Source organism: Chryseobacterium sp. AG363 (assembly GCF_003610675.1).
Classification (GTDB): Bacteria; Bacteroidota; Bacteroidia; order Flavobacteriales; family Weeksellaceae; genus Chryseobacterium; species Chryseobacterium cucumeris.
The window spans coordinates 1,253,243-1,268,287 of sequence record NZ_RAQF01000002.1 but is presented as its reverse complement, the minus strand read 5'-3'; the positions used below and the strand labels follow the sequence as shown (position 1 = coordinate 1,268,287).

Here is a 15,045-nt window from a genome sequence, read left to right as displayed (position 1 = left end):
GTTGATTAATTTTTGTACTTTTTAAACAAAAATATGGAAATACAGCTGTTTTTTAAAAAGTGCAAAGAATTACAAACAGAACTGGACAAAAAATTAGAGATGATTGATTCTGCTCATAGTGAAGATAGGATAGGAGCCTGCGAAAAATCTTTAATGGAAATTGATACAGCCATAAGACTCATCAAATCAATGGTGGGGAGACTTGAATTTTCATCCATAGCAGATGAAATTTACTTTTTTAAAGAACTCAAGCCGCTTTTTATTTCGCGCTTTATTTATTATTCAAATTTATTAGCTATTGAGGCGGCCAAACCGAATGCAGGACAAGCAAGTCTTAAAGAATATTATAATTGTGAATTGCAATTAATTAAAGATTTTTATCAGCAGCATATTGACTTTTATGAATATTACAGAAGGAAAGCTGCATTTCTGGACCAGAAATATTTTGTCAGGAATCAATTTGATCTCAAAACAAAGCTTCAATCTGGACTGTATAATTATGATGAAAAGTTTGCCACGTCGCATGATCACCTAATTGCTCAGATTCTTGCCAATGATCTTTTAGAGAAATATCTTTTAAAATCGATTAGCCAAACAGAAGGATACATTTTTGAGAAAGTCACTGACAGGTCGCCCCTGAACTGGTCCGCTTCAAAGTCAGGATTGGTTGAACTTCTCTACGCACTTCATCAAACCTGCTGTTTCAATGGCGGAAATATTGAATTCAGCGAGGTAATACGCTTTACCGAAAAATCACTGAATGTTAACTTAGGGAACTTTTATAAGACCCTCCATGAAATTAAAAGCAGAAAAATTAACAGGACTAAGTTTCTTAAGCTTTTAAACGACAATCTTAATCAGTTTTTTACAGATTGTGATCAATGAAGTGAACTTATGTTTTTTTGTGGATAATCTTTCGGTAGTTATGAGAACCTACCGAAAGAATTTCACAATAAAGTGTAAACTTTGCTTTATTCTTAAAAATAAATATCATGAACATTGACAGAACAGAGTTTATGGCATGGATGGAGCGTATTATGATCCGATTTGATATCCTTAGCGAAAAATTAAGTCGAAAGCAAAATGATTTAAACAGTATTGACGGAGAACAGTTACTGGACAATCAGGATGTTTTGCAATTACTTAAGATCAGTGCCAGATCATTGCAACGTTACCGCTCAGATAAAAGGCTGCCATATTATACAATAAGCGGAAAGTTGTATTATAAACTTTCTGATGTTCATCAGCTGATAAGAGATAGTTTTCGCCGGATTGAATGAAGAATATCGCAGATAGGCATCTTACAGTTATGAAATAAATAAGCCAATTAACTTTATTGGTTTAGATGGAGAGGTGTTAAGTCCGGGTTTGAAAGATAATTGGGATGGTGCATATACCCGTGTGACTGCCAAAAATGATGTTGATATAGAGTTATATTGTCGGGGAAAAAAGAAACGAGGATATGAACACAAAATTATTCATGCTATAATTTAAATTGATGTCTTATACATTTACATCCTGAGCAATGAAATCAAACCGATAAGGCAATGGTATTCAATCCAATAAAGCAATCTCTATATGAAAACATTGATTCTGATTCTCAACTACGATTCTTGTAGATCAAGAAGTATAATCAAAAGTTATCCTGGATTATTCGAAGCTGTTAGGGAAAGTAAAAATTAGATTTAGCCCCTTGGCCCGAGATCTAGGGTGCTGTTAGCAAGTATAGACTTTCAATCACGACCAACCAGTATTTTTTAGTTACTTCACGTTGACTTTCATTTTTTAAATTATCAACATGAATCGAAATTGTGGTCTTATCCTTATCTTTAGTTGGAATAAACCTGACCTGCAAATGGGCCCTTTCTTCAAAATCTTTATGCTTCCATGTAGTTCGGATGTGTGAATATTCTTTAAAAGTCGAAAAGTTCTGATCAACCCCCTCAGCCCAGTAGCCTAAGCCCCTGTCTGAAAAAAAGGTTTCCCAAAGTGTTTCCACGTTCGTTGGCATAGTTTTTCTGATTCCAAACTGCCAGCCGGCATCTTTCGTTAGTCCAATGTTTTTTGCCATGTTTAATTTTCTTAGTGTAATAAAGTTCGTATTCGAACTTAATGATTTTTTTCAATTGAAGCAAAAGTTCTTACCGGAAATGTCCCGACACCTTTAAATTTTGGTGGAGCGGCGGTGAAGGAAAAAACTCTTAGCCGGCAATTTATGTAAATTACAAAGATGTTAGACAATCAAAATCCCTGTACCCAGTAGCTCTGTGTGAACTGGTCTTGTTCTGTTAGCCTTGTCATCTATATCCCAGCCAGTCTGTATTAGCACAGTCTTATTTCTGATTTCTCTATTTTTAAGATGATCTTCCATGATTTTCCAAATACCTGTAATGGTATATGGATATAACATTTCCTTATCCTCGAAGTTTTTCTTACTTGGATTTGATGATAAATAGATAATTCAGGATGCACACAGTAGCAGGATTGCCGGAATTGATGATGTGGATTGCGTTTCGCCGGGGACTATACAGAGATATCTGCCAATTAAGAGACCCTTTAAAATCAAACATCTAAATCACTCTTAGTTAAATTGTAAGTTTTGGCTACAACAAAGCTATTTTTGGCTACATTTTGCGATATAAGAACCCCGAACTTTGCTTCATAAATAATATTAGAAATGAAAGTATTTGTTACAGGCGCTACAGGTTTCATAGGAACAGCTGTAGTACAAGAATTATTAGGAGCTGGTCACAAGGTTCTTGGGCTTGCAAGGTCGGAAGAATCTGCAAAGAAGTTAATTGAAGCAGGAGCAGAGGTCCACCAAGGTGACCTTACTGATTTTGAACGTCTGAAATCTGGGGCTAATGCAGCTGATGCAGTTATACACTTAGGATTTGTACATGATTTTGGGCGGTTTGAGGAAATGTGTGAATTGGATAGGGATGTAATCGGCGCCATAGGAGATGCTCTGGTTGGTACGGACAAGCCCTTTCTCATCACTTCCGGCACTGCACTTTTTTCAAAAGATGGCATCACAACTGAGAAAGACCGCAACGTCCATCACCCACATCCGAGGATTGCAACTGAAAATGCCGCGGACGATCAGGTTGCAAAAGGTGTGCGTGTCGCCGTGATTAGATTATCGCCATCTGTGCATGGTGAAGGAGATCAGATCGGCTTTGTTCCGCTATTTATCAAAATAGCAAAGGAAAAAGGTGTCTCTTCGGTTATTGGTGATGGAAATAACCGCTGGCCAGCTGTGCATCGACTGGATGCGGCAGGGCTCTACCGATTGGCGCTGGAAAAACCATTTGAAAATGGAACCAGATATCATGCAGTATCCGAAGAAGGAATTGAGCTCAAGACAGTAGCCGCTGAAATTGCGGATCGTTTAAATATTCCTTTTACCTCGCTGAATTCTCAGGAAGCTGGGCAGCATTTTTCCTGGTTTACGCATTTTGCAGAGCTGGATAACCCCACTTCAAGTGAATGGACAAGGAATGCGCTGGGATGGAATCCTGTACATCCAACTTTATTGGAAGATTTAAAAGGTTCGTATTATTTTTCGGAACTCCGATAATCTGTATTTTTGTTTTATCTATTTTAATATAAAAGCACATAATTCCATGTCCGATAAGCCTGTTCGAATTAAGACCATTTCAGACTTCCACAAACTACGTGGTCTGCCGGGGCCGAAGCACCCGCTTATTAATGTGATCAATTTTGAAGATATGACCGAGCATACAAAAGTCGGAAAACAGAGCCTTCTGTTTGATTTTTATATGATCTCGCTAAAACGTGATATGGAGCACAAGTACAGGTATGGGCAGAATGATTATGATTTTGATGAAGGAGTGATGTTTTTCATGGCCCCACATCAGATTTTAAGTGTGATACGTGAAGAACAAGGAAGAAATCCTTCCGGATGGATGCTAATGATCCATCCGGACTTTCTCTGGAATACGGCACTTTCCACTTCCATCAAAAGATATGAATTTTTTGATTATTCTGTTAATGAAGCGCTGTTCCTATCAGAAGATGAGGAACTGAAAATGAAGCAGATCATTGAAAATATCAAACAGGAATATCAGAGCAATATAGACCAGTTCAGCCAACACATTATTATTTCTCAATTGGAAACTCTATTTAATTATTCCCAACGTTTTTATCAGCGCCAGTTTATAACACGTAAGAAAGTCATTCATCAGTTTTTGGAGAGGTTGGAAAATTTTCTTTCGGATTATTTTGAAGGAAAAAATATAATAGAGCATGGCTTGCCTACGGTGCAGCTGCTTTCCGAAAAGCTAAATATATCACCCCAATACATGCGTGCAATGCTCAAATCGTTGACCGGACAAACCACGCAGCAAATCATCCATGAAAAGTTAATCGAAAAAGCCAAAGAGAGACTTTCCACAACTGAACTTACCATAAGCGAGATCGCCTATGAACTGGGGTTTGAACACCCACAGTCATTCAATAAACTGTTTAAAGCGAAAACTAATATTTCACCGTTAGAGTTCAGGAATTCATTCAATTAAGGAAGTGGTAGCGACTTCATCAAATAGTGTGCTGAATAAATTACGGCTGATATAATGGACAATATCATTGGCTCATTACATTATTAAATAACGTAAAAAATATAAAAGGGGCCCAAGCCGGAATTTAACAGGTTTTTATGTTGATGGCGATGGGTGTCGTGCGGTTTACGGAGACAGTGAAGAAGCCAGACCAAGCGTGGAGACATAACAACTTCAAACTTTTCAGAGTAAGATGAAAGGTTTGAAGATATGGAGATGCTAATGAACTTAGAATTACTTAAATTACACTACCTGTAGCTGTTAAATCGTATATGTATCCTTAATTAAGTATGATGTTTACAAATTATTGCGCTAGGAAAGCATTGATTTTGTGTTTGAAATTTGTTATAAAGTAGAAGATGTTTATTAAAATTAAAGTACTTAGATTTCTGCATATGTATTATTTATTTAGTGACAGCCTCTTCTTTATAAGTATATACGTTATAGGGAAAGAGATTTTTCGCTAGTACTTTTGAAACTAAACTGCTAATTAGTAATGGTAGCAGCAAAACATATCCACTGGGAACAAGACTTGAAATAATAAATATTGCTGTAAAAGGTGCATGGATTGCAGCAGAAAGCATTGCCGCCGCACCAAAAAGTGCAAAATTAATAGTCACAAGTTGAGTTCCGAGATAATGGTTACAAAGCTGAGCAAACAAAACACCTAATATTGCACCTGTTACGATACTAGGCGCAAAGACACCACCGTCACCACCAGCTCCTAATGTAAGTGAGGCTGCAAGGGGTTTTAACAGAACGAGCAGGATCAGCGGAAAGAAGTATAATAGATCAATAGATTTATCTAATCTATTTCTTAAAATTTCTTCAAGACCATGATAACTGTCACCATAGAGTGCTGGCAAGAAAAATATAAAAACTCCTACCGTTATTGCTCCAATATTAACTCGGATAAAGTTGTTTTTTATCTCTGCAAAATAAGATTTTGCATAGATAACAATCTTAGTAAAATAAAGTGCCAAAACTCCTCCTATCAATCCTAAAATAATCACAAAAGGAATTGCCTGCCACCGCCATTCTTTTACTGCAAAAGTAAAGAGGGGAGTGGAATCAAAATAATAAACAATAATTGATGCAATGAACATCGAAGTTAATGCACTAAGTAGTAAAGTCCTGCTGTATCTTCGTGCAATGACCTCAAATGCGAAAAACAAACCACCCAACGAACTTCCAAATAGCAGAGTTACGCCAGCAATAGCCCCTGCACATATCAATTCGGTTTTGTAAGCTCCTGCAGGTTGTAATCTCTTATAAGCTTGGTTACCTACTGTAGCGGTTGCAACAACGGTTGAGACTTCAACTCCCGTTGATCCGCCAAAAGCAACAGTTAAGAAGCCATTAATGTAGTGTGAAGGAATTTTAAAAAAGGGCAGGTGATCTTTCCTTGTTTCCAATGTCGTATAGATTTCTTTTATTCCCTTATTCTTTCTGCTTTGAAAAGCATATTTTCTCAGGAAATATATCAACGTAATACCAATACTTGGTGCGATAATATAAAATCTCGGATCAAAGCCGGAAATTTTTTCAGATAATTTTTCCTGTACATAAGCAGTACTATGCTTTAAGCTATAAGCCAGTACACAACAAATTATACTGACCAAAATTGAACAAGCAATCAATTTTAGATAACTATATCGAACTACTTTTTTTCTGTATATCGAAGTGCTTTCCATAATAATAAACATTAAACAACTGCAAAGATAAGTGATATTTCTTTTGAATTTTTCTTTTTGCGCCCAAGTGCAGGGGAAGTAGTAGATAATTCTTATATGTCTAACAGAGTGTTTCATTAGGATGTCTAAAAAGAAACAATTTTACCCTCAATTTATAGCAAGCAAATAAAAATCGATGGTAACAGAATCGGATTGCAGGCGTATGTTATCCTCATGTTCATAATTTATAATAAGAAGATCCTCATTCTTAGGCTTGGTAACATTAAGACTAGGATGCAAATTAATGAACCAAATAAAAACAAAACCTCTCAATAGGAGAGGTCGCATGATTAAGTAGTCGGCTTTCATAACAGACTTTAATCAAATATAATAAAATTTCTTGCAAAAACACAATCATTTTTACTCTGAGACCACCGGAAAACGCTGATTAGTGTTTTTCTGACTTACTGCTTACCCGAGACATAAAATTACCTTATCAAACCACCTAAATCTTTTAATATGAAAACAAAAAAAAATTCTTTTACAGGAAAGCTTTTTATGTTGTTGATGGCTTTTCTTATTTCATTTTCAATGAGAGCCCAGGTAGGGATAAATACAACAACTCCTCATCCCAGCTCTATTTTAGATCTCAACTCCACAACAAGAGGGCTGCTAGCTCCACGTCTGACAACAGCCCAGCGGATCGCTATTGCTTCACCTGCTGATGGACTCATCGTGTACGATACTAATTTCAAACAGCTTTACTATTATGCTTCCAATACGGCAGCATGGTTCCCTGTAGGAAGTAATGTCTCTGAAAGACTTAATTTTAAGCGAATAAAGTCTACAGATGTTTTAGCTACAGTGCTGGCAACGGAACTAAGTGCAGGAGGTGGAACAAGGTACCTTCTGAATGCAGATACATTGTATGAAATCAACGGACAGATAGTTTTTGACAGACCTATAGAAATTAATAATGCTTATATACACGGACTTGATACCAATAACGATATTATTGTCCGAACGACAGGAAATATTTTTGAGGGAGCAACAGGGGGAAGTATTAAGAGTGTTACCCTCAGTGCACCATCAGGAAATGTTTTTAATATATCAGGTGCCGCTACCCAGAATCTTATCTTCAGAGATAGTGTTGTAGCCAACTCGAGTAGTGTGGGAACCATTTCCGGGCTTGGACTGGTGTTTCTCAGTATCATCCAGTTTACCGGAAATACCAATGGTATAACCTATAATAATATCGGGCAGCTTCTGCTCAGCAATATGGGTTGGGCAGCTAATAATTCCGGCACCTACGAAAAGCTTACGGGAACCTTTACATCGGTTGAAAAACAGGGCGGGTTTAGTCAGGTCAACGGTTCGGCAATCGGTTTTGATGTTTCAACAAGCGGGCTTACCATTACAGGAGATGCGGTGATGGAATCCGTTGTATTTACAGGAACCAATACAGCTGGATATGTCAAGCCTTATACTACTGGGACGTATTCAGGATACAATTTTAATAACAGTTGGACCGTCAGGGCAGCAGGTCTTCTAACTGAAGCAGACACCAATGCTGTTGGTGACTTTTCAGTTGATTATCCAGTAGGAACCGGTATTGGGGTAAGTTTTAACAGCTCCAATCCAAGTAATATTGTAAAAATTGGCACTTCAACATCTGTTTCCACCTCATCAAACCTGTTCAGATTTACTACGGATGGGGTTCCTAACAGGTTGAAGTATGTGGGTAAAAAGAAAAGAATTTTTCAGGTCACGGGTTCTGTATCATTTCAGGTACCTGCAGCCGGTACTTATATCATCTATATTGCAAAAAACGGAACAGCCATCAGTCAGTATAAAGTATATGGACGTGGAGCTGCTTTAAATGATATTGTGGTATTGCCAATTAATGGCACAACTGAACTATCCACGAATGATTATGTTGAAATATTTGCACAACGTTATACAGGTTTAACAGGCGATATTGTAGTTCCTAACATGGCTGTAACCATTAAATAACAGTTATGTTTTGTTGAAAAGCCTGATATTTAAAGATCAATCTGAAAAAATTAATTATAGTTTATGAAGCGCTTGAAGAAACTACAGTGGGTTTAAAAAATCGCCTCAAAATGCTATCAGATCAGTGGGAAAATTTAAAAGGCTTAGAATCAAATTTAGGAGAAGATTTATTTACGAAACAGGATGATGAAAAGATTCAATTGCTGGAAAATTGTTTCGTTACTTTATTAACACATTTCAACTATCAAAGTAAAGATAAAAGCGCTATTCGCATATCCGGTGATAAGTAAATGCCAATAATAGAAGTAGCCCTTCCAAATGGAAGACTGAAATATTATGACTTACGGTTTGATTCTTCCGGAAGTGATCATATTCGCGCCATGTGGGCTTATTATATCGCACTTTTAGAGACTTCCTATGCTAAAGATAGGAGTCACCCGCTTTTGTTAAAAAGATTTTCATGAGTTCTTAAGAGAGCTGTCTTTGCAGCAAGAAGCACAAAGTATTGTCTTTGCCTCGTTTCAAAACTCTCAAGCAGATTTTAAAGCTGTAACAAGGGGATTGAACTTTCATGAGATAGAAGGCAATGGAAGGTTCATAGCTAAAATTGATAGTTCCAAAGTGGTAGATTAAAATAATCAAATATGAATTTTAAAATTTAACGACTCAAGCTCAGCTATTTTGTTCAAATCTTCTATAAAAGTGTTCGGAAAATGCAACTCTGCGACTTAAGGAGACAACTATTTATTAGTTATCTCCTTTTTTTATCCGTAAATGCTTAGTTATCAAATTTTTAAAATTTGACCTTTTGTGTTCGATGTTTTAAACGTAAAATACTTAGTCTGTTTGAAATAAACAGTCTGAAAGTGCCACAATAGGCTTGTAATCTACAATCATTAAGATTTCGAATTCTCCTTAAGGTTAGAGCTTTTTTTCTCTTTTGAATTATTGTAGGTTTTTGCTACTAAATATAGCAATTCTAATATATCCTTAGCTTCTTTCTCATTTACCTGAACACCATTCTTGGCCAGAATAATAATCGCTTGTTCTACTGAAACAGTTCTATCAATGAAATTCATTTTTCCTATTGTTTTTTCGATTACTTTTTTTTGACAATATTTTTGAAAATGCTGGCTTAAATTCTAATGAAAGGTCTCCAGTTTTATAATCAATATCAATAGGAGGAATAAGATTCACAAGATGCTTTTTATCTGAAGTATCAAACTCGACAAATTTTTGGAAAATCTCACGAAATGTCTTATTTTCCATTTGATTCATTTTATCGATTACTCTTAAATTAAGAGTAATGTCACGCTCTTCTTTCTTCAGATTTTTTGTGTTGATTTGACTTTCTTGTTTTAATTCATTATAATCATCGATCTTTAATATTCCTGCTATAAATAATTTCCTTCCTCGAGAAAGCGTTAATTTTTCCTCTTTTATCTTTCTGTCTACTAATTGTTGAGCATACAAATAACTCGCTTTCTGAGTCTTTATATTCTGATTTTCCAAAATATTCTTAAACAACTCCATCGTGTTATCTGCTAGTATTAATTCTTGAAGTTTATTTTGATAACTGTCATTAAGTAAAACTGCACCAATTCTAATTTTGCAACGATTGTCGCAATGGTAATAGGGATATCTATTCTGCTTACCTTTTGAAAAACTTCCGGTAAGTTTTCGACCACAAACAGGACAAGTCAAAAAGCCTCGAAGAAAAAACATTTCTTTTAAATCATCTCTTTTAGCTGTCATTTTTCTTTTTGTATTAATGACAGATTGAACTTGATCAAATAATGCCTCAGATATTAATGGTTCATGTAATCCCTTTATCATCTGTCTTTCATTAGAATTAAGTTTAACTGATATGATTCCACAATAAATTGGATTGCGCAAAATCCGGAAAAAGTATGATCGTGAGCATATCAATCCTTTCTCATTAGCTATTTTACTGATTTCAGATATTTTGTGATGATTTTGAACAGCTTGACTGAAAGCCCATTTTATAATTTCAGCTTCCGGTTCTTTAGGTACAATAGCTTTTTTACCATCAATTATCGTTACGTTGATAAATCCTATGGGAGCTTTATTTGGATATCTACCCATTAACTTAGCTCGACGAATACCATTAGAAGTATTTTGAGCTCTTCGAGTATTTTCTGCCTCTGGAACGGCTAAATATACAGCCAACATAACAGTACTTTCAGGCACGGAGAAATCAATAGGTTGATCGATAGCCATTGCGGTTGTCTTGTACTTCCGAAGCTTTCCAATCATTTCGTAAGCATATTCGACATTGCGACTAAATCGATCCCATTTAATAAATAATATATTTTTATCTTCTGATGACTTCTTTTTAATTTCGGAGAATAATTCTTTCCACTCTGGACGATTGAAATTTTTAGCAGAATAGTCTTCACGATAAATTCCTTTAACTTCGATATTGTTGTATTTACAATATTTCAATAATCTGTCTTCCTGCTCCGGTAGGGAGTAACCTTTTCTTTTTTGTTCGTCAGTACTTACTCTGACGTATAAGTAAGCTGTTTTCATAAATGTGACGTAATTAACACCTAATTTAAAAACATTTAAGTTAGGTTTTTATACGAAATATATGCTTCAGACCAAATAATGAAACTGACAAGAATATCTTTAAATTACGGTTACTATATATTTTAATGTACCAGATTTATTTTTACACTAAAAAGAACAATTTTATTTCTCTATGGATAGTATAATTTTAAAAACAAGTAGTATTTTATATATCTAACTTTGGTATATTATTGCCTTAATTTGCCTACTGATTTTAATGTCATTGGGCTAGCTTAGCTCTTCGAATAAATATGAATTATATGCTAAATGTTAAAAAAAATCGCATCTTTTAGAATATCGATTAAAATCTTTGAATATTTACCATATCTTTTATGATGTCTTCAACATTAACATCAAGTGTTGGAACTGAAATAAAAAGTTGATCTTTAGCACGACTTGCTCCAACATAATAAATTCTATGTTCTTCCTGCGTATAATTGTATAAATCTGGTTCATACATAAATTTTAAATCTTTTTCTTCTTTTAAAATTAATAGAACGTTATCAAATTCATCTCCTTTTGCCTTATGGACTGTTCTGTGATAGCTTAAATCTTCAGATATATTTACACACAAGTAGACGCTTTGGAATGTGTTGTTTTCATAAAAAATCTTTCCTTTTCCTTTTGTTGCTTTTGGAATACTATCGTTAATATTCAGTCTGATAAATTCTGAGAATTCAAGCATAGAAAGATCTTTATAGTCATTGAATTTTGCCATTAAGATCGTTAAGTAATGTAAAGCTTTCTTTTTTCCTTCTAACCTATTACGTCTATAATTTATTACGTTTTCTAAAACTTTTATGGCTTCTTTAAATTTAGATTGTTGCCCGAGAGCAACAGCAGTAATACACGCTGTTATTAGATCAGCCCTTTTTTTAGTCGAGTCTTCTAACTTGATTTTCCGTAAAAGCTTATCGTCCATTCCAGAGCCGTTTATTTCTGATTTCATAGCATTGGAAGTGATATTATTTCTAGATAATGTATATACATACCCATCAGGACAAGAGGTTTTAGCTCTTCTCAGAGCTTCGACCATATCACCCACGTAAAGTACTGGTTTTGATATAGAAACCGTTCTATGATAATCTTGAGGAAGATCTTGCCTGATAATATTTAGGAAATCAATGATTTCATTAGTGCTTCTGCGATTAAATTTTAAAAAATAATGCTCCATTTCAGGTAATGTAAACCCATCGAAAAGTGCAGGTGTTGCACCTTGAAATGCATATATGGATTGCGCTACATCACCGATGATTCCAATTGTAGAACCAGTTGATAACTTTTCGATTATGTTTACCTGTATAGGGTTGCTATCCTGAAATTCATCAATAAATACGTAAGGGAACTTCTTATTGATTATTTTAATAACAAAAGGAAACTTTTTGATAATCTGATAGGCAAAAAACAATACATCATCATGATGAAGTATACCCCTTTGCCAAGTCATTTTTTTGTAATCAAAATATGAGCTGTTTTTAATAGGATAACCCCCAAATCTGAAAGGATAATCTGTTCTGACAATCAATTCATCGTCTACTAGTAACCATCTGAGTCTTTCAAAGGCGTAAGTAATTAAATTATCATCGGTAATTCTTTTTTGACCGGTTAATGCCTTCCACTCCTGCAAAAATGAGTAATCAGAAACTATAATATCTGTATGACCATCTAGCGAGCTGACATCAAAATCATATTCTTCAGCAATGAATGATAGATAAGGTTTAATTATATGGGAATAAAAGAAACTGTGAATTGTCAATACTTCAACCTGAGTTGCCGAGCTTCCAAGCCTTGTTAAAACTGTTTCAGCTGCAATATTGGTATATGTAATGCAAAGAATCTTCTTTGCGCCGGAAATTAGTGTGGAATTTCTTGTAACATTTTTAATGTGCTCAACCAGCCAGTGCGTTTTACCAGCACCAGGTCCAGCCTTAACTTTAAAATGTTTATTAATCTCTATTAAGGAATCTGATGATATTTCTACTGGCATAACTTTTCTATTGCATCTTTAATATATTGAGGAACATTGAACTCTACATATTCTTCAGTACCTTTTTTTAATAAATTATCCTTTAGCACAACTGCCAATTCTAAAGCATTTTCGCCTTTACCAATGGAATTAAGATATCTTGCTGCAATTATTGATCTTTTCTTACCATCTAAATCAAGCGAGGTGTTGAGAGTAATGCCGGAAATTATTCTCTCATTCTCATCACTTTCACGTAGGATTTCAAAGAAATTTTCAAGTGTTGAATCTTCGTGATCGTACAAATCCATTAGACGTTCTAGCTCATTTCTATTTTTCATAGAATCCGTTAGAATTAGTTTTAATGATGGATTTGAAAATGCTATTTCATATTCCAATGTTTTTCCTAACTCCGAATCTTGAGAATATACTGTAATGTTCGGGTGAGTCTCCGGCTGATATTCGTTGCTAAAAAAATTTTGCTGGTAATCGAAGGTTTCAGCTTCACTATTATATTCAAATGGATAACACTTCTGAAAATTTGATCTTTCTACTGTTCTGTTTTTTCTTTCAGGATCCCTGTCAGTCATACATACGACAGGTTTTGATATTGAGAAATCTTTTTCAGAATCGAATAAATAAAGAAAATGTTTAAAATATCTTCCTCCAACATTAATGACACTTACATGATGGTCTTCTAAAGATTTATCTTCGTAACCTGCGAATACCGTCGCAAGGATTTGTTCGGCAAGTCCTTCAACAAATAGTACCTTTTGACTAAAAAGCATATCTGACTTACTTGCATCCAAAAATCTCTCAACATACTTCTTGCTATGATCTAAAGGTTGACCTTCCGCATTAACAAATGTTTTTCCGGGATATGCCACAATAGTTTCTCCTTCATTATTGTGCAGGCAAATAATTTCATCTAGCCCAACGGCGGATGTTATATGTGTTGAATGTGTTGTGACAAAGATTTGTCTTACTTTTCTTTTAGTTTTATTTTCATCGAGAAATTTTAAAAACTTGAATTGCATTGCCGGATGTAGATGAGCTTCTGGCTCTTCGATAGCCAGCATTGAAAATATTTTTGCATTGCTATCCAAATAATTAACGTCATTATTGACCTGCATTTTTGCTAAAAGAAGAGACATGTAAATTAAATTGTTGTAACCAAGACCATTGCGTGTTGCAGGAATTTTTATTCCTGTCTCATATTCTACAATTAACTTTAGAACACTATACAACTCTGTCTCTGATATTACTCCTTCAAAATCTGGAACAGCATTGTTAAATGACGCTCCCGTATCTTTTGCATAAGATAATATTTCTTCCTTTCCTGATGCAATTCTCCTGTGTAACAAACCTACTAATTCTTCAGCTTTTTCAGAAAACTCAATTTTTCTTTCTTTAATATCCATATGTTTCTCAGGTGCTGTTTTTGTTGGATGGATTTTGATATCATAATCCATGAAAAAATCAAAAACATCTCGCAGCAAAGTATTTCGCCCCGTCAGCATATCTCTCTCGACGTCCCTTATAGCATCTAAAAATTGAAAATCAAATTTTTGTAATGAGTCTACGTCTGCTGTGGATTGATTGACAACATTTCCTCCCCAAATCTTTACTACATAAAGTCTTAGGAAATCATGCTTAATCGTATTCCAAATATTTTTATTTTGGTTTTCATTCTCAGGAATTTCCCTAACTAAGGTTTGGTAATTCTCGACATGCTTTTCGGGAAGAAAGAATTCATATGTTAATTTTGCTTCGTAATCTTCCTCTAATCTGGTTAGCCAAGTTGAAACGGTTACTAAGTCATCCTCCGTTTCATAAGATCCTTTTTTGATTGTTATTTCAATGCTTACTTTTGGAGGAGAAGTCAATAAATGTGCGGTCGGAATAAGTTTGTAAAAGTCGTCAATATTAAGACGTTTTGACTTTGAATTATCCATAACTAAGGAAAGAGCGGAAACCAAATTTGATTTTCCGGCATTGTTATGACCTATTACTACATTGATGCCGTCATTAAAATCGACTGTAGTATTTTCAAAATTCCTGAAATTGGTAATTTTAATCTGAGATATGTACATGGTTAGTTAAGTTGAAATGTAAAAAAGTAAAATTATTAAATTTTATATACTTAATTTAAAGTCTTGAATAAGCTTTGCTAATTTATTTAATTTCCCTACTGAATTATTACGGTTTTCCATAATTTATAGAA

The 15,045-nt window shown here is 34.8% G+C and carries 13 protein-coding genes; 6 read left to right on the top strand and 7 right to left on the bottom strand.

Annotated features, from left to right (window positions below; all coding sequences use genetic code 11):
• Positions 1 to 33 precede the first annotated feature (33 nt).
• Both DEU39_RS05600 and DEU39_RS05595 read left to right on the top strand, forming a co-directional pair.
• On the top strand, positions 34 to 885 hold the full coding sequence (locus DEU39_RS05600) for an RteC domain-containing protein (protein WP_120231236.1): 852 nt from the start codon (positions 34 to 36) through the stop codon (positions 883 to 885).
• 107 nt (positions 886 to 992) lie between these two features.
• Positions 993 to 1,280 (top strand): helix-turn-helix domain-containing protein, encoded by a 288-nt coding sequence (locus DEU39_RS05595; protein WP_120231235.1) that lies wholly within the window; start codon positions 993 to 995, stop codon positions 1,278 to 1,280.
• A 425-nt stretch (positions 1,281 to 1,705) separates the two neighbouring features.
• On the opposite strand, the gene DEU39_RS05590 is transcribed toward DEU39_RS05595, so the two are convergent.
• Together DEU39_RS05590 and DEU39_RS24300 are read right to left on the bottom strand one after the other, a co-directional pair.
• Positions 1,706 to 2,071: a hypothetical protein gene (locus DEU39_RS05590; RefSeq protein ID WP_120231234.1), complete on the bottom strand. Its 366-nt coding sequence runs from the start codon at positions 2,069 to 2,071 to the stop codon at positions 1,706 to 1,708.
• 162 nt (positions 2,072 to 2,233) lie between these two features.
• Positions 2,234 to 2,410 (bottom strand): hypothetical protein, encoded by a 177-nt coding sequence (locus DEU39_RS24300; protein ID WP_183037379.1) that lies wholly within the window; start codon positions 2,408 to 2,410, stop codon positions 2,234 to 2,236.
• A gap of 267 nt (positions 2,411 to 2,677) precedes the next feature.
• On the opposite strand from DEU39_RS24300, the gene DEU39_RS05585 reads away from it, so the two are divergent.
• Positions 2,678 to 3,580, top strand: a complete 903-nt coding sequence (locus DEU39_RS05585) for an SDR family oxidoreductase (RefSeq protein WP_047433477.1) — start codon at positions 2,678 to 2,680, stop codon at positions 3,578 to 3,580.
• Between the two features lie 46 nt (positions 3,581 to 3,626).
• Positions 3,627 to 4,541 (top strand): helix-turn-helix domain-containing protein, encoded by a 915-nt coding sequence (locus tag DEU39_RS05580; RefSeq protein WP_120231233.1) that lies wholly within the window; start codon positions 3,627 to 3,629, stop codon positions 4,539 to 4,541.
• A gap of 443 nt (positions 4,542 to 4,984) precedes the next feature.
• On the opposite strand, the gene DEU39_RS05575 is transcribed toward DEU39_RS05580, so the two are convergent.
• Positions 4,985 to 6,274: a chloride channel protein gene (locus DEU39_RS05575; RefSeq protein WP_228436662.1), complete on the bottom strand. Its 1,290-nt coding sequence runs from the start codon at positions 6,272 to 6,274 to the stop codon at positions 4,985 to 4,987.
• Between the two features lie 498 nt (positions 6,275 to 6,772).
• Here DEU39_RS05575 and DEU39_RS05565 point away from each other — a divergent pair, with 498 nt between their 5' ends.
• Positions 6,773 to 8,266, top strand: coding sequence for a hypothetical protein (locus tag DEU39_RS05565; RefSeq protein ID WP_228436660.1), 1,494 nt, complete (start codon positions 6,773 to 6,775; stop codon positions 8,264 to 8,266).
• Positions 8,267 to 8,376: 110 nt separating this feature from the next.
• Positions 8,377 to 8,556, top strand: coding sequence for a hypothetical protein (locus DEU39_RS05560; protein ID WP_047433473.1), 180 nt, complete (start codon positions 8,377 to 8,379; stop codon positions 8,554 to 8,556).
• Between the two features lie 606 nt (positions 8,557 to 9,162).
• Here DEU39_RS05560 and DEU39_RS05555 read toward each other — a convergent pair.
• The 4 genes from DEU39_RS05555 to DEU39_RS05540 form a co-directional block, all read right to left on the bottom strand.
• Positions 9,163 to 9,345, bottom strand: coding sequence for a hypothetical protein (locus DEU39_RS05555; RefSeq protein ID WP_002978681.1), 183 nt, complete (start codon positions 9,343 to 9,345; stop codon positions 9,163 to 9,165).
• Positions 9,332 to 10,819, bottom strand: coding sequence for a recombinase family protein (locus DEU39_RS05550; RefSeq protein ID WP_120231232.1), 1,488 nt, complete (start codon positions 10,817 to 10,819; stop codon positions 9,332 to 9,334). The genes DEU39_RS05555 and DEU39_RS05550 overlap by 14 nt, the downstream gene beginning before the upstream one ends.
• 340 nt (positions 10,820 to 11,159) lie before the next feature.
• Positions 11,160 to 12,845, bottom strand: coding sequence for a UvrD-helicase domain-containing protein (locus DEU39_RS05545; RefSeq protein ID WP_002978683.1), 1,686 nt, complete (start codon positions 12,843 to 12,845; stop codon positions 11,160 to 11,162).
• Positions 12,836 to 14,914, bottom strand: coding sequence for an ATP-dependent nuclease (locus DEU39_RS05540; protein WP_120231231.1), 2,079 nt, complete (start codon positions 14,912 to 14,914; stop codon positions 12,836 to 12,838). Before DEU39_RS05540 ends, DEU39_RS05545 begins: the two co-directional genes overlap by 10 nt.
• Between the last annotated feature and the right edge of the window lie 131 nt (positions 14,915 to 15,045).

Excerpts from the sequence above, each read along its gene's own strand:
- DEU39_RS05565 (WP_228436660.1), top strand. The coding sequence starts at position 6,773 with ATGAAAACAAAAAAAAATTCTTTTACAGGAAAGCTTTTTATGTTGTTG.
- DEU39_RS05575 (WP_228436662.1), bottom strand. The coding sequence starts at position 6,274 with ATGGAAAGCACTTCGATATACAGAAAAAAAGTAGTTCGATATAGTTAT.
- DEU39_RS24300 (WP_183037379.1), bottom strand. The coding sequence starts at position 2,410 with ATGTTATATCCATATACCATTACAGGTATTTGGAAAATCATGGAAGAT.
- DEU39_RS05590 (WP_120231234.1), bottom strand. The coding sequence starts at position 2,071 with ATGGCAAAAAACATTGGACTAACGAAAGATGCCGGCTGGCAGTTTGGA.
- DEU39_RS05560 (WP_047433473.1), top strand. The coding sequence starts at position 8,377 with ATGCTATCAGATCAGTGGGAAAATTTAAAAGGCTTAGAATCAAATTTA.
- DEU39_RS05585 (WP_047433477.1), top strand. The coding sequence starts at position 2,678 with ATGAAAGTATTTGTTACAGGCGCTACAGGTTTCATAGGAACAGCTGTA.
- DEU39_RS05540 (WP_120231231.1), bottom strand. The coding sequence starts at position 14,914 with ATGTACATATCTCAGATTAAAATTACCAATTTCAGGAATTTTGAAAAT.
- DEU39_RS05555 (WP_002978681.1), bottom strand. The coding sequence starts at position 9,345 with ATGAATTTCATTGATAGAACTGTTTCAGTAGAACAAGCGATTATTATT.
- DEU39_RS05595 (WP_120231235.1), top strand. The coding sequence starts at position 993 with ATGAACATTGACAGAACAGAGTTTATGGCATGGATGGAGCGTATTATG.
- DEU39_RS05545 (WP_002978683.1), bottom strand. The coding sequence starts at position 12,845 with ATGCCAGTAGAAATATCATCAGATTCCTTAATAGAGATTAATAAACAT.
- DEU39_RS05550 (WP_120231232.1), bottom strand. The coding sequence starts at position 10,819 with ATGAAAACAGCTTACTTATACGTCAGAGTAAGTACTGACGAACAAAAA.
- DEU39_RS05600 (WP_120231236.1), top strand. The coding sequence starts at position 34 with ATGGAAATACAGCTGTTTTTTAAAAAGTGCAAAGAATTACAAACAGAA.
- DEU39_RS05580 (WP_120231233.1), top strand. The coding sequence starts at position 3,627 with ATGTCCGATAAGCCTGTTCGAATTAAGACCATTTCAGACTTCCACAAA.